Genomic DNA, 17,461 nt, shown 5'->3' on the forward strand with positions numbered 1-17,461 from the left:
AGGCAAAGCCAAAGAGAGAAAGAGGCACGCCTTTGCCAAACCTGAAACCTTTCCTTGCCACGTGTGAAAAGAACCGCTGCCTCAATTGAAAGCCCGAGCTTGACACAAACAGCTCGGCATCAGCAACGGGCGCGTAGAGGCCATCAACAACAAGATCAAGGTGACGGTGAGGATGGGCTACGGCTTCCGCAACACCGACAACCTCGTGGCCCTGCTCATGCTCAGGTGCGGCGACTGCCAGCCCCAGCTCCCGGGTCGCCCGGTGAAGGCGAGGAAGAAGGGCGTGAAGGGAGCGAAGAGCGTTGCTGCCTAGGCTAGCCCCTTGTCACACAAACTACCGAAGCCTCTAAAAAAGCCGATAACACATAGGTTTTTTGACCTAATGCGTTATCGGCTCTGCGTCTATGCGTCTGGCACTTTTAATCATTTTTTTTGAATTTATTATATGTGTTAGCTAACTGTCCACAAGCCGCGTTAATCTCTCTGCCATGAGAAACTCTTATAGTAACTTCAAGTCCTGCTTGCTCTAATTGATGTTTGAATGCAACTATTTCCCGTTTCTGTGGTGCTTTAATTCTTGAATTGCTTGTTGGGTTGTATTGTAACACGTTAATCATAACTTTTTTGCCCCGAAACCATTTTGCAAGTTGTCTTACATCTGAGGGCCGGTCATTTATACCCGGTAAAAGCAAATACGCAAAGACAATTTTGCGATTATGCCTTTCAGAATAGGATAAGGCTTGCTTAACAACATCTTCAATAGCATATATGCGCATGTGAGGAATAATACGATTTCTTGCAGATTGTGTTGCTGCGTGTAAAGATATTGTCAACTGAATTTTAAGATGTTCCTCGCGCAATTTTTTTAATTGATCGACCGGACCAACTGTTGATATGGTAATGCCGTCGGTTGGAAAGTTGAGCCCATATCTATCTCGGAGAATATGGATTGCTTTTATCAAGTTGTCATAATTGAATAAAGGCTCTCCCATACCCATAAAAACGATACGGTTTACTTTTCGACGCAACAATATAATCTGTTGTACGATTTCTGACGATGTTAGATTACGAACAAAGCCATTTCGCCCGGACTCACAAAAAATACAACCAACAGGACAACCGACTTGTGTGCTCACGCAAACAGTTCCACCATCTCGCCGCTTGATAAAAACCGTTTCAATGTATTTGTTGTCTTTCAGTTCGTAAACATACTTTTCAGTATCACTGCTTTTGTAAATATTTTTTACCAACATTGATAGATTTTTTTTGCGTGGTAATTGCTTATATAATTCTTCATATAAGGCTTTTGCTTCATTCTCGCCAATAACTTCCGACATTTCTTTGTAAGTAAATCCGTATGGATCATTCCGTACTTCCGCAGGCGTATATTTAGGTAAACGTTTCATTTTTATATCCTTTCTTCTAAATAATAAAAGTTTGTTTTTCTGTATTTTTGATTACAATCTCTAATTTTTCTACATCAATGATATGCGTCAATTTGCATTTAGGGCAGAAAAGAGGAAAATCTTTTAATACAGTATTATGAAATACTTGAACTCTCGTCTTTCCGTTACAAATCGGACATTTTATCCAATATTTTTTAAGCATTATATTTCACTCGTCCTTTTTACACAAAAAAATGGGCTCTTCTGGTTCTGTATGGAGTTGCTTTCGCCGCCGTCCCTGTCCTCGTCCCCCACTGATAAGCGGGAGTAAAGGGCTGTGATTTTGCTGTAATCATTCATGTGCATACCCTCCTGCGTCAATATATGTGTTGCTTACAGTTAAGATTACGCACCTCATCGGGCAGAGCCGTACTCCGCGCCCTTGCGGTATTTCTTCGCTTTTTTCCCTTTGACATAGACTATCAAGCGGATAATCACCGCACCGACAATGCCGACAAGCAAATCCAACGGGTAAACGCTCGGCAAGGCGTTTTCAAAGGCTGCGGAAAATCCTTGTGTGATATTCAGTATCTTTGCAGAAATATCCGCGCCGGGGGCAAGCCGCACCGCCTGTCCGACTTTATCAAAGAGATAGACAAAGAACACATAGGGGATATTCGGAAGTATCAGCTTTTTGTAGTTGATCTGCTTCATATCTCGCGCCCCCTGTCCATTTTCTTTACCTTGTCGCGGGCGGCGTTAAGCTGCTTCGCCTTGTCCTTTGCAGCGGCAAGGGCTTTGCGGATAGAGGGCTTTTTCTCCCGGTTCAGCTTCTTTGCGGAAAACTCTTGAAACGCTGCGGTCATAACGTCCGCGTCCCGGCCTTTGAAAAACACAAGGTAACGGGTCTGCTCGCCCTTAACCTTTTTTAGCGAAAAATCTATGTTGTATTTCTTCGCCGTACTCTCAAAGGCTTTAATATTGCTGTCGGTGATCTCGATGTTGGAAACACCCGCGTTCTGCTTCATAAGCTGCCGCATGGTCTGTTTCCCATGCGCGGGTTTGCTTTTCTGCTCCAAAAACTTTTGGATTGCTTTCTGTAACGCCTGTTCGGTAAGCCGCGCCGCGCCTTTTCCCACTTTGACGTATAGGGCAATCGTTTTTTGGGTTACTTCCTCCTGCAAGGTATCAACTCCTTTCCCGGTAAAGTGCGGCTATGCTCATTCGCCGCCGTATAAGTCGTGATTGACAAGGGCGGTATAGTAGCTGTCAATGGTACTCGGCGCGTTGAACAGCACCGCTTTTAGATACTGCTTGATGTTGCGCACTTTGGTTGTGTTCTCCCTCATGCAATCCAAAACAAACTCAATATGGCTGCTGTTCAGCTTCAAAAACTTGGATTTCACCAATTCGGCGGGGTAGTCGTCCCCGGCAATACGGATTGTCTTTCGGGCTGTGCAGACGGTTTCCAGCATAAGGTCAACAATCTCGTCCAAACGGTCTTTGTCAATTTTGCAGTTTTGAATGAGATGGTCGTATTCGATATTGTCCTTGATAATCTCCCTGTAAATCTCTACTGCGCTATTGCTTTTCGCTTCCGTTCTTTTCCTTTCCGGCGGCGTAGCCGCTTCGCCATGCGCAAAGGGCAAGGGGTTTAGGGAATGGAAAGGAATGGAATCGGTACTTGATAAATCAGTAATTGATTGTTCTTTACTTAATATATCTTTATTTAATTGCGTTGGATTTTCCAACGTAGGTTTTTCCTGCGTAGGTTTTTCCAACGTTGGATTATCCAATGTTGGATTTTCCAATGTAGGTAAATCCAATATAGGCGGCTGTCCGCCGCTGGTAGCTGCTTCCGGCTCTCGCGGCTGCGGCTGCTCGTATATGACGTAATCTGCGCCCCGCAAGCGTCCCTTTTCGTCGCGCTCCCGGCTGCGCACGATATATCCGGCTTTTTCGAGTTCCTTTACCGCTTCGCGGATTGCGTCGATCTTCTCCCGGTTGATATGGGATAAGCCCGCAAGGGTATAATCCCAATCTTCGGGCAGCGAAAGCATTTGCGACAACAAGCCCTTTGCCTTTAAGGACAATTCCTTGTTTCGCAAGTGGTGGTTGCTCATAACGGTATATCCCGTATTTCGCTCCACTCTGAAAACTGCCATATTTCCTCACTTCCTCTCTTGGTATGCGTGGACAATTAGAAAGCCGTTTTCGGCTGTTTTGGTATTGCAATATGCCCTTTGCCGTTTTCGCGTCTGCAAAGCCGCATGGCACAAGGGCTTTTGCCCGTCTATTTGTCCATGCTGGCGTGCGTTTTCCGCGTCCTTTTGCCGGGGCAATAGGGACACTCTTTGAAAACGCAAAACTCATATTTCCACCCGGGGCGGTAGAAACGGCAAGTGCCGCAATCTTCATCATCTCCGGCACAACCGGATTGATAGCGGTCAAATCCCGGCTTCTGCTGCATGAGCAATTCAAACGCCCGCTGCTTGCCCTTTGTGAAATACATTCCGGCTGCACCTCCTTTCCTGCGGGCATAAAAAAACGGCGTTACTTTCTCCCCCAAAGGGGTTAAGGTAACGCCGTTTGTGTGCGTATTCAGTTTTTAACACATTCCCTGTCTATCCGCTGTCCGCAAAACCATTGATTTTATTAGCTTTTTGCCGCTATCGCTATCACACCTCATTATTATCCCTCCCGCGTTATACGTCGCCTAGCTATTAAACCCATTGAACTTGAGGTAGCTCATCAGGTACGCCTTCGATACAAAAGACGATACCGCACTGCGTACGAGCAGCGATTCGCGCGTAACCTGATGTGCGGTATCGGGCACGGGAGTCTGCTCAAGGGAAAAAGCCGCACGAATCGATGCCTCAAGTTGATCGACTACATAATCGAAGGCCGTCGGAGCGTCGTAGCTCAAGCGCTGAATATTAAAGAGCGCCTGAACCGCAGCGATGGGCAGCACCTGCTTAAAGATACAAATGGCAATGAGACGCGCAATCTGCTCACGGCCATACTGCTTTTTAACCGGAGCAGGAACGAGACCGACTTTCACGTAGTTATTGATCATCGAAGGCGTGATAACGGGCTGCTCTACGCAAATCGAAAGCGGCTCCATCCACAGTGCAACATATTCAATAACCTGATCGCGATAGAGCGTTACGTTGGGCAGCTGGTCATAGCGTGGCAGGCTCAACGCATTGAGTTTACCCACCATATCGGACTGAATAAATGCATCCGGCAGCACCGTCGGCTGAATATCCTCCGGCTTAATGCTGACCGATGTATCGGACATCGGGATAACATGTTTGACGTGGTTCATAAGAGGCCTCCGTTCGTTTTCTATATTGTATTCTAGATTATCTAGTTTTGCATACCACATAGCCGCTAAGTAAAAGTGGTTGGACAGCACATTGACGCACCGTCCAACCACTTTGCATATAGATAGCAACCTTACATAAGATATATTATCGTACTTATCCTCGTAAGAAGGCGTATGCGCTGGTAGCCGCTATGGCTCCGTCCGAAACGGCGGTCACAACCTGGCGTAAACGCTTGGAACGGATATCGCCGGCAGCAAACAAGCCCGGCGTGCGCGTGGCCATCGAGTCGTCGGTAACGATACCGCCGTCAGGCGCCAGATCCACCAGATGCTGTACAAGTTCGGTATGGGGCTGTGTTCCGGCAAAGACAAAGATGCCAAACGAACCTGGATCGAAGGACTCGGAATAGGTATCACCAGTGGCATTGTCCTTAAACGTGATAGTTGTAGGCATAGCCTCGCCCGATAGCTCCACAATACTAGTTTGGTACCTAACCGAAATATTATCTTTAGCGAGCACCTTTTGAACCACGCCATCGGGAGCACGGAACTGATCGCGGCGCAAGACGATGGTCACGCTGCCGGCATTTTCTGATAAGAACAGGGCTTCCTCGCAGGCAGCATTACCGCCGCCAATGACAAAGACCTGTTTGCCACGAAAGAACATGCCGTCGCACGTCGCACAATACGAAACGCCGCGACCGCGATACGTATCCTCGCCAACAAAACCAGCAGAGCGCGGCGTCGCGCCCATACAGGCAATAACGCTTGAGGCCACCGTGTCGCCCGTATCGTGATGCACCGTAAACAGCGCCGCATCCGCATCGTAATCGATACCCGTCACCATGCTCCATGCAACCTGTGCTCCCAGGCCCTCTGCATGTTGCTGAAAACGCTCGCCGAGTTCGGCACCGCTCAAGAGCGGAATGCCCGGATAGTTTTCGACCTCATTGGTTGTGGCGATCTGTCCTCCCGACATGCCCTGTTCAATCACGGTCGTCGTTAGATTGGATCGCGCAGCATAAATGGCTGCAGCATAGCCCGCTGGGCCGCCACCGATAATCGCAACATCGATCGGCTGATTGGTAGTCATGGAGTGTCCTCTCATCGAAACATTGGCGTTCTTTGCGCTCATACCCAAATTTAGGAGAACATGACAGTCATGCACTACAATGATTCTTTGCGAAACAACGATGAAGGGGAGTTATCGATGGATCAAACGCAGATGGGCAATGACGCTCCCCTGCCCACGCAAAGCGCCCCTCAATCGGAGCAATTGATGCCGTCACCTGTACAAAAGCCCTTAGTGACCATTGTCCACGCATCGGTTGGTTCGGGACACAAAGCGGCAGCCAATGCTATCGCGCAAGCATTCGAGCTTATACGCGGCACCAAGGGCATACCGCAGGATGTCGAGATTGAGGTCTTGGATATCCTCGATTTTGGACGCATAAAATTCGACGGCAACAAAACGGCCGCATCGTTTACCGGCGCCACGCGCCCAATTTATGACTTGACCTGGCGATATACCCTTACCGGACACCTGCTTTGGGGCGGCGGCACAGCATGGTCGCGCATTATGTTCCCCGCATTTAACGAATACGTTCGCACTCGTAGGCCTATTGCCGTGGTCGCCACACATATCACGGCAGCCAACGTTGCGGTTGGTGCGCGCGTCATTACGGGCATCGACTATCCCGTCATTTGCGTGCCGACCGATTACGAGGTCGAGGGCTGGTGGCCCCATAAGGACACTGACTTATTCTGCGTGGCAAACGAGTTTATGGCCGAGACGCTCCGCCCACGCAAGGTTCCCGAGGCAAAGATTCGCATTACGGGCATCCCTATTCGCGCTGGATTTGACACGGATTACAATCGTGAGGAAGAACTCGAGAAGTTCAATCTCCCTATCGATAAGACCATTGTGCTGGTAATGGCCGGCGCCAGTTTGCCTCAACCGTACGTTCGCTTTCGCGCGGCGATGGACCAAACCCTCCCCTTCCTCCGTAGCTTCGAGGACATGCACTTTGTCTTTTTGCCGGGCAAGGACACGGAATACGCCACGCGCCTGAAAACGCTCTTCGAAGCCATGAAACTCGAAAACGTCACGGTTCTTGACTATGTCGATGACATGGCAGCGCTCATGCACGGCTGCGATCTGGCAATTCTCAAATCGGGCGGACTCACTGTTACCGAATGCCTATGTGCACACCTGCCGATGATTCTGCTGGGCAAGTCCTATGGCCAGGAAAAGGCCAACACCACCATGCTCACCGACTTGGGCGCCAGCATGCATGTCACCACCGCACGCGAGCTCATTGTGACGCTGCGCCATATCCACGATCATCCCGAGTCGCTCAAGGCGCTGCTCATCAATGGCGAAGTGCTACGCCGTCCACACGCGGCCGAGGACATCGCCATCGCAACCATGGAGCTTGCAGGCAAGCCCCAAAAGCGCAAACGAGCCTTCTGCCGCTTCTACTGGGGCGGAAAACCCGCGCATATCCGCTAGGCGAAAGTCCGCTGCTCGGCGGGAGCCGCCCATATATCATTCCATGCTCAAACATTCTCGCTGCGCTGCGAAACTGCGCGTGGAACGATATATGGGCGGCTCCCGCCGAGCAGCTACGTTTACGTGCTAGCAGCTATGCCAGATTCCCCACCATTAGAATCTGCAAAGGCCAAACCGGAAAATATAAATACAGTAAGCCGACACGACAAAGGTGGCGTCCCTTTGTCGCGTCGGCTTACTAGAAAGATTGTTATATCTCAAGCATGTAGCCCTTTCGCCTGAGCCCCATACATATCGTCCCGCGCGCAGTTTCGCAGCGAAGCGAGAATGTTTGAGCACGGGATGATATGTATGGGGCTCAGGCGAAAGCGGAATCCATGCGCCCCTGCGATGCGAGAATGTTTGAGCATGGAATGATATGTGTGAGAGGCGGGCGGGAGGGATACGAGCGCCCCCGCGAGAATGTTTGAGCATGGAATGATATATAGGGGCCACCCACGGGTGAGCGGACATTACAATACGCCGCTAGAACCGAAACCGCTGGCTCCTCGGTCGGTTTCGTCTAGTTCGTCTACCTCCACGAGATTGACCGTGGGAACTTCTTGGATGACGAGTTGAGCGATTCGGTCACCCTTGTTGATCTGGATTTCATTGGATGGATCCAGGTTGATAAGGATGACTTTAAGCTCACCTCGATAGTGGGCGTCTATAAGACCGGGCGTGTTGACTATAGACAGACCCTGCTTAATAGCCAGGCCACTGCGAGGCTGAACGAAGCCAGCGTATCCATCGGGCAGCGCGATCGCAAGGCCAGTAGAGACCAAGCGTCGCTCGAAGGGCTTAAGGGTACAGTCCTCATTGGCACGGAGGTCCAAACCGGCATCTGAGGGATGGGCGTATTTGGGAAGCTCGATCGTAGGGTCGAGACGCTTAATGTTGACCGTAATGTTGGACATAAAATCACCTTAGCTTGTCGAGCTCTTGCAAAAACTCATCGATGTCTTTGAAATCGCGATAGACCGAGGCAAAGCGAATGTAGGCCACCTTGTCGATCTTGGCCAAGCGCTTAAGCACCATGTCGCCCAGGTCGTGGGACGTAACAGCCGTCAGCGTACGGGAACGCAGCTCCACCTCGATGTCATCGATGAGCTCATTGAGCTTTTTCGTGTCGATGTCGCGCTTAATCGTAGCGCGCATTAAGCCGACCAGCAGCTTATTGCGATCGAACCGCTGCCTTGACCCGTCAGATTTGATGACCTCGATGGGGTCTTCGCATCGCTCGAATGTTGTGAAGCGATAGTTGCACGAACAACATTCACGACGGCGTTTAATGGTGTTATTAGATTCCTGCATACGGGAATCGACAACACGGGTATGTGCATTGCCGCATCTGGGACAGCGCATGGTACCTCCTCCAAAACGATAACAAGGGTACCATGTGCCGGTGTTTAAATCTTACGAACGCGCAGGAACTTTAAGAACGTCACCCGCATCGAGTGACCCATGCTCCAGATGATTGACACTGCGAATTATGTCAGAAGTCTCCTGCGTAGAAAGACCGTCAACGGAATGCTCCTGAGCAAGCGACCACAAGGAATCGCCAGACTGAACACGGACGGTCTCATAGGTAACGTTAGATGCCGATTCGGCATATGCGGCGTGACGAGCGCTGAAGATCGAGGTAGCAAGTACAAAGAAGAGCGTGAGCGCAACGGCCAGGGCGACAATCGTCGAGGCCTTCAGAGCAACGGGGGCCGAAGTCGTGGCGACGCACTGGCTTCGGACGGGCTTGCCAGGCAGTGTTTGAAAACCAGATCGGCCGCCTTTGACAACCGTGAAAGCCGGCGCCGCAGGCGTCTCGAGCTTAAGGGCGAGGTTTCCCTGGACCATATCCGTTGCATTCATCATGTTCTCCTCTCGCGTTTTTGACGAGAACTGTTTTATCAAGCCGCGAGGACAAAAAAGTCTAGCGCGGGAACGAGTGTTCGGTTATTATTATCTTCGAACAGTTGTTCCTGTCAAGCAAACATAGAACATTTGTTTGGGTTAGGTAGAGAGGAATCCCTGATGGCTCGCAAAATTACCAAGCGACAGCAGCAGATTTACGACTTCATCAAGGAGTATCAGCAGGAAAAGGGCTATCCGCCCAGCGTGCGTGAGATGGCTTCGGCTGTGGGTCTTTCCTCCCCTAGCACCGTACATGCACATCTCTCCGCACTGGAAGCACGCGGCCTGCTCAAACGTGACGCCACCAAGCCTCGTGCCCTAGAGCTCTTTGACGAGGATGGAGCCTCCGTCTCCATCTCAAAGTCCGATGAGCCCACGGCACCCCGCGGAACCGTATCGCTACCCCTCGTGGGCCGTGTCGCCGCAGGGATCCCCATCCTTGCCGAGCAGAATATCGAGGACACCTTTACCATCCCGACCGAGATCGCAACGGACCAGGGGTCTTTTATCCTCGAGGTCCACGGCAATTCGATGATTAACGTCGGTATCCTTAACGGCGACTATATCATCGTTCGCGAACAGAAGAGTGCCATGAATGGCGAGATCGTTGTGGCCATGATCGATGGCTCCGCAACGGTCAAAACGTTCTACAAGGAGCAGGGACGAGTTCGCTTGCAGCCCGAAAACGACACCATGGAGCCCATCTATGCGACAAATCCGACGATCCTGGGCAAGGTTGTTGGATTGATGCGCCGGTTCTCGTAATGCAAAACCGCATCACGGTCTTTGATACCATTCGCGGATTTACCATGCTGTCGATGGCAGGATTTCATGCTTGCTACGATCTTACCTATCTTTATGGTTGGGATATGCCCTGGTTTACTCAGACCATCTTCCAAGACATCTGGCGTGCCAGCATCAGTTGGGTATTTTTGTTTATTGCCGGCTGGATGTGCACCCTCTCGCGCAACAACATCAAGCGTGCCTTCAAATATGCCGCTGCCGCTTTTCTCGTATGGGTCGCGACGACGCTCGTCTCAGTCGATGACTCGGTGAACTTCGGCATCATGTTCTGCATGGCGGCCTGCACCGCCATTGTCGCGCTCGCGCGTCCGGTGATCGTTAAAGTGCCGTCGGTATGGGGTATAGCAATTTGCCTCACACTTTTTACCCTTACCTGGAGCATTCCTAAAACGGTTTATCCTATCCCCTATTTAGCTTGGCTGGGTTTCCCAGGTCCAGACTTTGTCTCTGGTGATTACTATCCAGTCATACCATTCTTATTTATGTACCTTGCAGGCTTCTTTGCCGCCCACACGACTCAGGAAGCAAACTATGAGGCGCCGGGATGGGCCTATGCGAATCCCATCCCGGCGCTCGCAAGTCTCGGGCGCCATGCGCTGCCGTTCTACCTGCTTCATCAACCGGTTATCTTGGGTGTACTGGAGCTGATTTACTCTGTTCGATAACGCTCGAGACGCGGTGCGATACGGGCTGGAAGCTTTGCCACAATACGAACGCCGTCCTCGAGGTATTCCTCGTGCAGAAGGGTTCCCTGTTCGTGCACGAGCGTGATTAACGCGCCCTCTCGATACGGGATATCGGCCGAGAGCAACACGTCCGTAGCGGCCGCCTCACGAGCGATGCGGTCGACTAAGTCATCAAGGCCCTCACCCGTCTGAGCCGAGAACAATACCGCCTCGGGATAGCGCCGGCGAAAGCTCAAGCGGTCGACGCTATCGAGCAGATCGATTTTATTGAACACGGTAAGCGTCAGGCGCTCACCGGCACCAATCTCGTCAAGGACACGATCAACCGCCTCAAGCTGACGCTCGTAATCCTCATCGGAAGCATCCACAACTTTAAGAACCAAATCGGCGCCGAGCACCTCGGAAAGCGTAGATTTAAACGCGTCGACCAGGCCATGGGGCAGCTTTTGAATAAAGCCAACGGTATCAGTGATCGTCATGCCACGGCCACCGGGTAAACGATACGAACGCGTCGTAGGATCGAGCGTGGCAAACAGCTTATCCTGCGAAAGTACCGTGGATCCTGTCAATCGATTAAGCAACGTCGACTTACCGGCATTGGTGTAGCCAGCCAACGCTACGCGAAACGCCGGCGATTCAATACGGCTTTTCGATTGCACATCACGACGTTGTTCAACCTGTTTCAATTCGCGTCGAAGAGCTGCGATCTTATCGCGAATCAGGCGACGGTCGACCTCGAGCTGGCTTTCGCCCTGGCCAAAACGCGATCCAATGCCGCCACGCGTCTGTTCCTTAGCAAGGTGGCTCCACATACCTCGCAGACGGGGCAGCAGATACTGTAACTGAGCCAGCTGCACCTGCAAGCGACCCTCACGCGTCTGGGCATGCAGGCCAAAGATATCCAAAATCAACGCCGTACGGTCAATAATCTTGACCGGTTCGCCCACGGCTTTCTCAAGATAGGACTGCTGTGAAGGAGTCAAGTCGTCGTCGAAGATTACAACATCCGCATCCATACGATGCACCAAACCGCATAGCTCCTCGACCTTACCGGAGCCGATAAACGATTTGGGATGAGGTTTGACCAGACGCTGAGACAAGCGTGCCACGCATTGGGCTCCAGCAGTGTGAGCCAAGCGCTCGAGCTCGTCGAGCGAACGGTCGAGCGGCCAGGCGTTATCGCGCCACTCAACACCAACCAAGACGGCACGCTCAGGTTCAGGCGCCGTGGGAACCAAGGGAAAACGTGCCATTAGGCAGCCTCAATACGACGGTAGATATCATCGACGACCTCATCGATCGTAAACTCATCCATATCGAACCACACGATGCGATCGTCACGCTTAAACCAGGAAAGTTGGCGCTTGGCATAGCGACGTGAGCGCATCTTAATAAGCTCGCGGGCCTCGTCCATGGTAATAGCGCCTCGCAAGGCATCAATAATCTCTTTGTAACCGATTGCCTGCATCGACGTGAGTGCATCACCTAGGCCCTGGTCCATAAGGCCACGGACCTCATCAACCAGCCCCTGCTCAAACATAAGGTCGACACGCAGGTTAATGCGCTCATACAGCACTTCACGGCTACGCGTCAGACCAAACCACAAGGCATGATAACGCTCACGTGGAACGCTGAATTTAGACTTCTGCTGGGCATACGACACACCGTCATCGTGCATCTCGAGCGCACGGATCACGCGGCGCACGTTATGAGGATGAATCACGGCAGCCGATTCCGGATCACGCTCGGCAAGCAGGGCATGCATAGCTTTCTCGCCAATACGCTCGGCAAGCTCCTGATAACCCGCGCGACGTTCGTCCTCGAGCTCTCCCGAAGGAAAATCCATTTCATCGAGTGCAGCCTTAAGATACAAGCCCGTGCCGCCGCAAAAGACCGGAAGCCGTTGCTCACCAAGCAAACGCTCGATATGCGCCCGGGCATCAGACTGATAGAGCGCAGCAGAATACGCGACGCCCGGGTCCACGATATCGACAAGACGCAGGGGCACCGAGCACTCCTCGGGCATCATCTTGGCCGTACCGATATCCATACCGCGATAGATTTGCATCGCGTCACACGATAACACTTCAGACGACAGACGAGCAGCCAGGCGGTCGGCAACATCACTCTTGCCGACCGCCGTCGGACCGACGATCGCTACGGCAGAAAGGTTTGTGCCGGGGAAAACCATTAGCGAGGCTCACCCACAACGGAGCCAGACAGATACCACGTCTTGGCGACATCCACATCGACGTCGACGATTTTGCCGATAAACTGATCGATGCTATAGCCAGCGGGAATCGGAGCATGCACTGTCTGGTTCTTAGGACTTTTACCAAGAAGGACAGCGTCGTTTTTCTTGCTCGTGCCCTCAATAAGCGCAGGCACCACGGTGTGAAGCTCGCCCTGGTTATACTCGTATGCCGTCGTCTCGATAACCTTGACCAGACGGTTAAAGCGCTCAAGGATAACCTCATGCGGGGTGGGATCATAAATCTCAGCTGCCGGGGTACCGGCGCGCTTGGAGTAAATAAACGTGTAGGCCTGGGCATAGCGCACCGTCTCGGCAAGCGAGAGCGTCTGCTCAAAGTCTTCCTCGGTCTCGCCCGGGAAGCCCACGATGATGTCGGTTGAAAGCGCAATTTCGGGCATACGGTTACGAATGCGATCGACCAGGCCCAGATAATCCTCGCGCGTGTACCGACGATTCATCTCTTTAAGGATACGCGTGGAACCCGACTGAACGGCTAGGTGAAGCTGCGGCATAACGGCAGGTGTCTCGGCCATAGCATCGATGGTCTCGGGAAGCAAATCCTTGGGGTGCGAAGAAGTAAAGAAGATACGCTCGACGCCCGTATCACCCACGGCGCGCAGCAGATCGGCAAAGCGCGGCTTGCCAAAGAGATCGCGACCGTAGGAGTTTACGTTTTGCCCCAGCAGCGTAATCTCGCGCACACCCTGACGCACCAGACCCGTCACCTCGTCGACAATCTCCTCGAAGGGGCGGCTCTTCTCGCGACCACGGACGTACGGCACGATGCAGTACGTGCAGAAGTTGTTGCAGCCCGTCATGATGGGCACCCATGCATGATACTGCGTCTCGCGATGCCACGGCATACTCATGGCGTCCGTATCTTCATGCTCATTCGTGCGGATATGGCGCTTGCCATCCATAAACGCCTCGGCGATAAGCTCCGCCACGTGCGCAATCGAATGCGTACCAAAAATAACGTTGACGTTATCGACGTTGGTGAGCAAGCCCTCGCCATCGCGCTGAGCGATGCAGCCACCCACGGCGACCACACGCTTGCCCGAAGGAGAAGGGGGAAGACTCTTGCAGGAATTGCACTGACCGTACAGGCGCGTATCGGCAGCCTCGCGCACACAGCACGTCATGAATACGACAATATCGGCATGCTCCGGATCGAGCGCCATAAGACAGCCATAGGAATCGAGCAAACCGCTCACGCGCTCGGAGTCGTGCTGATTCATCTGGCAGCCGAATGTGCGGATAAAATAGGTTTTACCGGCAAGAATATCGCGTACGAAACGCTGGTCCATGAGCTTACATCCTAACGATGATATCGACGGGGCACAAAGGTGCTACAAACGTGCGAAAACTCGCTTACGCAACAGGCTTAACGTCGTCCATGACGACATTGTCCATAGCAGCCCGATTAATCTGGTGAACGTAGATAGAGAGACGGATTGCCGTGCGAGACTCCCCGTTAATGAGGATGTCAGAGAACACCGGCGCACAAGAGACATCAAAGCCAGTAGGGATCAAAAAACCTCGCGCAATGGCAACGGCCTTTATGGCCTGGTTGACGGCGCCGGCACCGACGCACTGAATGTTGACGGGAACGCCATCTTTGACCATACCGGCAATGGCGCCGGCAACGGACGCGGGCGATGATTTGCTTGATACCTTCAGGCAATCCATGAAGAAACTCCTGCGTTTAAAAGTACGTTTTAACTGCAATAACTGTATCGTACCGAGCGGACTCGGTAAAGATGCTACTCCTCTTTGGCAAGATCGAACGTCACGGTGATGCGATCACGTGAAACGCGAATCTTAGGGTCGCCGCACAGATTGAGGTAATACCGGGCGGCGAGGTCATTGAAGTCGCGCTCAACAGCACGCGAAAACTGCGCCATGTCATCCTTGGCAATGCGAAGGCCTCGACGGTCCTTGGCAAGATCGACTGGAGCCGGCAAATGCGAGGTGGAATCGCGCTCGCGAAGCAGACGCGCGCACACACCGCGAACGGGCTTAATCTGTCCCGAAAGAATACGGTGGGCAGTACGCTCGGACATCTCGAGACCCAGCCCGGAGCAAATCCGGATAAAGTCCTCGGCATCCGAGGCAAGACCTAAACGATCGATAACCGGAAGCTCACACTCGTCATCGATAAAGAGCAGGCGTGACGTATCGAGACGACTGGAAGCCTGGGCGTACAGGGTCGCAGCGATCTCGGACGGAGAGCCCAGATACACGTCGCAGTCGCGCAGCTCCTCAAGGGCAAACTCGCAGGCTGCGCGAATGATGTTGTGAGGACCACGAGCGCATACATAGCGGCCGTCTTCGTCTTTAACCGCCTGAGGCCAGCTCGACTGGTCGGCGCGCTCGCCTAAGCGATCGGTGTCAACGCAAACCTTAAACGCTGAGCCCAAATCGACGCCCGATGTAACAACGCGTGCCTCATCGGTGTTCTGCTTGATAGAGAACAGCGCCATACCACGACCGTGAACACCCCAACGGTCCATCTTCATGCTCTCGAGCTTGGAGGTGACACGGGCATCGAAGATACGCTCCTGCATATCCTGCGGCACACCCGAACCGTTATCCAGGAAGAGGAGGGTACGAACACCCTCCTCCTTGGTCGTGGCTAGATAGACCTTATCGGCTCCGGCATCGCGAGCATTACGCAGCATCTCGATGACAATGTCCTCTACATGCTGAATGTCATGCTTGGCCTGACGGCGCTCGGCCTCCGAAACGCGGAGGCGGACATACCCCTCGCCAAGGTTTTCCTCGACGCGAAGGTTGCCCTCCCCCGACATCGACGCGATAAATGAGATGAGCTCGTTCGCGTCGTTCATGTTATTTAGCGATATCGACGGCACGGCTCTCGCGAATCACGACAACGCGCACCTGACCGGGATACTCCATCTCTTCCTCGATCTGATGGGCGATATCGTGCGCAAGCACCGTGGACTGGGCATCGGAAATCTTGTCCGGCTGAACCATGACATGGACCTCGCGACCGGCCTGCATAGCATAGGTACGCTCGACGCCGTCATGAGAGTTGGCAATCTCCTCGAGCTTCTCAAGGCGCTTGATGTAGCTCTCGGCCGACTCGCGACGGGCGCCGGGACGAGATGCGGAAACAGCATCGGCAGCCTGGACCAGAACGTCGAGCACCGTGTTGGGGTCGACATCGGCATGATGGGCCTCGATTGCGTGGACGATAACGGGCTTCTCGCCATAACGGCGGGCAAGCTCGGCGCCAATCACAGCATGCGGACCCTCAACGTCGTGATCGATGGCCTTGCCCAGGTCATGCAGAAGACCCGCGCGCTTGGCGGTCACAACATCCAGACCAAGCTCGGAGGCCATGATGCCGCACAGGTCGGAGACCTCAAGCGAGTGCTGTAGCACGTTCTGACCAAACGAGGTGCGGTAGCGCAGAGCGCCCAGGGTTTTGACGATCTCGGGATGCAGGTCGTGGATACCGGTATCGAAGGCAGCCTGCTCGCCGGCTTCGAGCACACGATGCTGAACCAAGTCAGCGGCCTTGTGGTACATCTCCTCGATGCGGGCGGGGTGAATACGACCGTCGGCAATGAGGTTCTCGAGCGCCACGCGGGCGGTCTCACGACGGACCGGATCAAAGCTCGAAAGCACGACAGTCTCGGGGGTGTCGTCGATCACAAGGTTGACGCCGGAAACCTGCTCGAAAGTACGGATGTTACGACCCTCGCGACCGATGATGCGTCCCTTAAGGTCATCGGAGGGAATATGAACGGACGTGACGGTGACCTCGGCGGTATGGTCGGCGGCACAGCGCTGGATCGCCAGGGAGAGAATCTCCTGAGCGGTCTTGTGGCACTCGGCGCGGACCTGTTGCTCGGACTCACGGATAATGGTGGCCGCCTCATGGGTAACCTCGCCGCGGACCTTGTCGAGCAGCTCCTTGTGAGCATCCTCGCGCGTAAGGTCGGCAATACGCTCGAGCTCTGAGGTCTGCTTGGCGCAAAGCTCCTCAAGTTCGCGAGAGCGCTTCTCGACCTGACCGGCCTGGCTGGACAGCTGATGCTCGCGCTTATCGAGCGCATCGTTGCGTCGGTCGAGCGATTCCTCGCGCTGCATCACGCGATTTTCGAGCGCGCGAATCTCGCTCTTACGCTGCTTGTCCTCGGCCTCGGCGGCCTGTTTGTTCTTGATGATCTCTTCCTTAGCCTCGAGCAGAGCCTCTTTTTTGAGGGTCTCGGCCTGACGCTTAGCATCACCGATCAGGGACTCTGCCTGCGCGTGTGCCGACTGAATCTTTTCTTCGGCCTCGTGAAGACTACCCTGCTTGGCGGTGCGCATGTAGGCAATGGCGACGATGGCACCCAAGACAATGCCAACGAGCACTGCAATGATAGGCGGCATGCTCACTCCTTTATATGGAATCGTTACACAACAAAGCGAACCGTCCATACGAACGGCTCGCGACATTTGAGTAATATGGGCGCAGCTTATGCGGGTCGGATACAGATAAACATATAAACAAACTCATCGCAGATGAGCACA

At 53.1% G+C, this 17,461-nt stretch carries 21 protein-coding genes; 4 read left to right on the forward strand and 17 right to left on the reverse strand.

Going from position 1 to position 17,461, the window contains the following annotated elements:
• Positions 1–118: 118 nt before the first annotated feature.
• On the forward strand, positions 119–313 hold the full coding sequence (locus tag ACTQV3_RS02140) for a transposase (protein ID WP_441535826.1): 195 nt from the start codon (positions 119–121) through the stop codon (positions 311–313).
• 106 nt (positions 314–419) lie between these two features.
• Here ACTQV3_RS02140 and rlmN read toward each other — a convergent pair whose 3' ends face one another.
• From rlmN to ACTQV3_RS02180, 8 genes are all read right to left on the reverse strand, one after another.
• Positions 420–1,406, reverse strand: coding sequence for a 23S rRNA (adenine(2503)-C(2))-methyltransferase RlmN (rlmN, locus tag ACTQV3_RS02145; protein WP_441535820.1), 987 nt, complete (start codon positions 1,404–1,406; stop codon positions 420–422).
• A 16-nt stretch (positions 1,407–1,422) separates the two neighbouring features.
• Positions 1,423–1,608, reverse strand: a complete 186-nt coding sequence (locus ACTQV3_RS02150) for a cysteine-rich KTR domain-containing protein (RefSeq protein ID WP_003431289.1) — start codon at positions 1,606–1,608, stop codon at positions 1,423–1,425.
• 191 nt (positions 1,609–1,799) lie between these two features.
• Positions 1,800–2,099, reverse strand: a complete 300-nt coding sequence (locus ACTQV3_RS02155; RefSeq protein ID WP_441535819.1) for a hypothetical protein — start codon at positions 2,097–2,099, stop codon at positions 1,800–1,802.
• The gene (locus ACTQV3_RS02160; protein ID WP_002604484.1) at positions 2,096–2,569 is read right to left on the reverse strand and encodes a PcfB family protein; all 474 of its coding nucleotides are present in this window, start codon (positions 2,567–2,569) and stop codon (positions 2,096–2,098) included. The genes ACTQV3_RS02155 and ACTQV3_RS02160 overlap by 4 nt, the downstream gene beginning before the upstream one ends.
• 36 nt (positions 2,570–2,605) lie before the next feature.
• Positions 2,606–3,550, reverse strand: a complete 945-nt coding sequence (locus ACTQV3_RS02165; protein WP_002604485.1) for a DUF6017 domain-containing protein — start codon at positions 3,548–3,550, stop codon at positions 2,606–2,608.
• 128 nt (positions 3,551–3,678) lie between these two features.
• Positions 3,679–3,897 (reverse strand): hypothetical protein, encoded by a 219-nt coding sequence (locus ACTQV3_RS02170; protein ID WP_002604486.1) that lies wholly within the window; start codon positions 3,895–3,897, stop codon positions 3,679–3,681.
• Positions 3,898–4,101: 204 nt separating this feature from the next.
• Positions 4,102–4,713, reverse strand: coding sequence for a DUF1836 domain-containing protein (locus ACTQV3_RS02175; RefSeq protein WP_427726793.1), 612 nt, complete (start codon positions 4,711–4,713; stop codon positions 4,102–4,104).
• 154 nt (positions 4,714–4,867) lie between these two features.
• Entirely contained in the window at positions 4,868–5,806 is a 939-nt protein-coding gene (locus ACTQV3_RS02180; RefSeq protein WP_441535817.1) for an NAD(P)/FAD-dependent oxidoreductase, read from the reverse strand.
• Between the two features lie 186 nt (positions 5,807–5,992).
• On the opposite strand from ACTQV3_RS02180, the gene ACTQV3_RS02185 reads away from it, so the two are divergent.
• The gene (locus tag ACTQV3_RS02185; protein ID WP_441549935.1) at positions 5,993–7,225 is read left to right on the forward strand and encodes an MGDG synthase family glycosyltransferase; all 1,233 of its coding nucleotides are present in this window, start codon (positions 5,993–5,995) and stop codon (positions 7,223–7,225) included.
• A 512-nt stretch (positions 7,226–7,737) separates the two neighbouring features.
• Here the strand turns inward: ACTQV3_RS02185 and dut are convergent.
• The 3 genes from dut to ACTQV3_RS02200 are packed head-to-tail and all read right to left on the reverse strand — an operon-like array spanning position 7,738 to position 9,130.
• The gene (gene dut / locus ACTQV3_RS02190; RefSeq protein ID WP_441535814.1) at positions 7,738–8,181 is read right to left on the reverse strand and encodes a dUTP diphosphatase; all 444 of its coding nucleotides are present in this window, start codon (positions 8,179–8,181) and stop codon (positions 7,738–7,740) included.
• Positions 8,182–8,185: 4 nt separating this feature from the next.
• Complete coding sequence (nrdR, locus tag ACTQV3_RS02195; RefSeq protein WP_427717459.1) at positions 8,186–8,629, reverse strand: transcriptional regulator NrdR; 444 nt, start codon at positions 8,627–8,629, stop codon at positions 8,186–8,188.
• 51 nt (positions 8,630–8,680) lie between these two features.
• Entirely contained in the window at positions 8,681–9,130 is a 450-nt protein-coding gene (locus ACTQV3_RS02200) for a LysM peptidoglycan-binding domain-containing protein (protein ID WP_427717462.1), read from the reverse strand.
• Positions 9,131–9,292: 162 nt separating this feature from the next.
• On the opposite strand from ACTQV3_RS02200, the gene lexA reads away from it, so the two are divergent.
• The gene (lexA, locus tag ACTQV3_RS02205) at positions 9,293–9,937 is read left to right on the forward strand and encodes a transcriptional repressor LexA (RefSeq protein WP_427717464.1); all 645 of its coding nucleotides are present in this window, start codon (positions 9,293–9,295) and stop codon (positions 9,935–9,937) included.
• Positions 9,937–10,641: a heparan-alpha-glucosaminide N-acetyltransferase gene (locus ACTQV3_RS02210; RefSeq protein ID WP_441535813.1), complete on the forward strand. Its 705-nt coding sequence runs from the start codon at positions 9,937–9,939 to the stop codon at positions 10,639–10,641. Before lexA ends, ACTQV3_RS02210 begins: the two co-directional genes overlap by 1 nt.
• Here ACTQV3_RS02210 and hflX read toward each other — a convergent pair.
• The 6 genes from hflX to rny form a co-directional block, all read right to left on the reverse strand.
• Positions 10,626–11,915 (reverse strand): GTPase HflX, encoded by a 1,290-nt coding sequence (gene hflX, locus ACTQV3_RS02215; protein WP_441535811.1) that lies wholly within the window; start codon positions 11,913–11,915, stop codon positions 10,626–10,628. The two genes, ACTQV3_RS02210 and hflX, sit on opposite strands and share 16 nt — an antisense overlap.
• Positions 11,915–12,853: a tRNA (adenosine(37)-N6)-dimethylallyltransferase MiaA gene (gene miaA, locus ACTQV3_RS02220; RefSeq protein WP_441535810.1), complete on the reverse strand. Its 939-nt coding sequence runs from the start codon at positions 12,851–12,853 to the stop codon at positions 11,915–11,917. The genes hflX and miaA overlap by 1 nt, the downstream gene beginning before the upstream one ends.
• A complete protein-coding gene (gene miaB / locus ACTQV3_RS02225; protein WP_441535808.1) occupies positions 12,853–14,223 on the reverse strand; it encodes a tRNA (N6-isopentenyl adenosine(37)-C2)-methylthiotransferase MiaB in 1,371 nt (456 codons plus the stop codon). Before miaB ends, miaA begins: the two co-directional genes overlap by 1 nt.
• Before the next feature lie 64 nt (positions 14,224–14,287).
• The gene (locus ACTQV3_RS02230) at positions 14,288–14,605 is read right to left on the reverse strand and encodes a stage V sporulation protein S (protein ID WP_118079896.1); all 318 of its coding nucleotides are present in this window, start codon (positions 14,603–14,605) and stop codon (positions 14,288–14,290) included.
• Between the two features lie 74 nt (positions 14,606–14,679).
• Positions 14,680–15,765 (reverse strand): ATP-binding protein, encoded by a 1,086-nt coding sequence (locus tag ACTQV3_RS02235; protein WP_441535806.1) that lies wholly within the window; start codon positions 15,763–15,765, stop codon positions 14,680–14,682.
• A 1-nt stretch (position 15,766) separates the two neighbouring features.
• Complete coding sequence (rny, locus tag ACTQV3_RS02240) at positions 15,767–17,320, reverse strand: ribonuclease Y (protein WP_441535804.1); 1,554 nt, start codon at positions 17,318–17,320, stop codon at positions 15,767–15,769.
• Between the last annotated feature and the right edge of the window lie 141 nt (positions 17,321–17,461).

It is taken from the genome of Collinsella sp. LCP19S3_A7 (assembly GCF_052121995.1).
Taxonomy (GTDB): domain Bacteria; phylum Actinomycetota; class Coriobacteriia; order Coriobacteriales; family Coriobacteriaceae; genus Collinsella.

What these genes read in the sequence shown, in the direction of transcription:
- rlmN (WP_441535820.1), bottom strand. Translation starts at nt 1,406, where the DNA reads ATGAAACGTTTACCTAAATATACGCCTGCGGAAGTACGGAATGATCCA.
- ACTQV3_RS02150 (WP_003431289.1), bottom strand. Translation starts at nt 1,608, where the DNA reads ATGCTTAAAAAATATTGGATAAAATGTCCGATTTGTAACGGAAAGACG.
- ACTQV3_RS02155 (WP_441535819.1), bottom strand. Translation starts at nt 2,099, where the DNA reads ATGAAGCAGATCAACTACAAAAAGCTGATACTTCCGAATATCCCCTAT.
- ACTQV3_RS02165 (WP_002604485.1), bottom strand. Translation starts at nt 3,550, where the DNA reads ATGGCAGTTTTCAGAGTGGAGCGAAATACGGGATATACCGTTATGAGC.
- ACTQV3_RS02170 (WP_002604486.1), bottom strand. Translation starts at nt 3,897, where the DNA reads ATGTATTTCACAAAGGGCAAGCAGCGGGCGTTTGAATTGCTCATGCAG.
- ACTQV3_RS02175 (WP_427726793.1), bottom strand. Translation starts at nt 4,713, where the DNA reads ATGAACCACGTCAAACATGTTATCCCGATGTCCGATACATCGGTCAGC.
- ACTQV3_RS02180 (WP_441535817.1), bottom strand. Translation starts at nt 5,806, where the DNA reads ATGACTACCAATCAGCCGATCGATGTTGCGATTATCGGTGGCGGCCCA.
- ACTQV3_RS02185 (WP_441549935.1), top strand. Translation starts at nt 5,993, where the DNA reads ATGCCGTCACCTGTACAAAAGCCCTTAGTGACCATTGTCCACGCATCG.
- dut (WP_441535814.1), bottom strand. Translation starts at nt 8,181, where the DNA reads ATGTCCAACATTACGGTCAACATTAAGCGTCTCGACCCTACGATCGAG.
- nrdR (WP_427717459.1), bottom strand. Translation starts at nt 8,629, where the DNA reads ATGCGCTGTCCCAGATGCGGCAATGCACATACCCGTGTTGTCGATTCC.
- ACTQV3_RS02200 (WP_427717462.1), bottom strand. Translation starts at nt 9,130, where the DNA reads ATGAATGCAACGGATATGGTCCAGGGAAACCTCGCCCTTAAGCTCGAG.
- lexA (WP_427717464.1), top strand. Translation starts at nt 9,293, where the DNA reads ATGGCTCGCAAAATTACCAAGCGACAGCAGCAGATTTACGACTTCATC.
- ACTQV3_RS02210 (WP_441535813.1), top strand. Translation starts at nt 9,937, where the DNA reads ATGCAAAACCGCATCACGGTCTTTGATACCATTCGCGGATTTACCATG.
- hflX (WP_441535811.1), bottom strand. Translation starts at nt 11,915, where the DNA reads ATGGCACGTTTTCCCTTGGTTCCCACGGCGCCTGAACCTGAGCGTGCC.
- miaA (WP_441535810.1), bottom strand. Translation starts at nt 12,853, where the DNA reads ATGGTTTTCCCCGGCACAAACCTTTCTGCCGTAGCGATCGTCGGTCCG.
- miaB (WP_441535808.1), bottom strand. Translation starts at nt 14,223, where the DNA reads ATGGACCAGCGTTTCGTACGCGATATTCTTGCCGGTAAAACCTATTTT.
- ACTQV3_RS02230 (WP_118079896.1), bottom strand. Translation starts at nt 14,605, where the DNA reads ATGGATTGCCTGAAGGTATCAAGCAAATCATCGCCCGCGTCCGTTGCC.
- ACTQV3_RS02235 (WP_441535806.1), bottom strand. Translation starts at nt 15,765, where the DNA reads ATGAACGACGCGAACGAGCTCATCTCATTTATCGCGTCGATGTCGGGG.
- rny (WP_441535804.1), bottom strand. Translation starts at nt 17,320, where the DNA reads ATGCCGCCTATCATTGCAGTGCTCGTTGGCATTGTCTTGGGTGCCATC.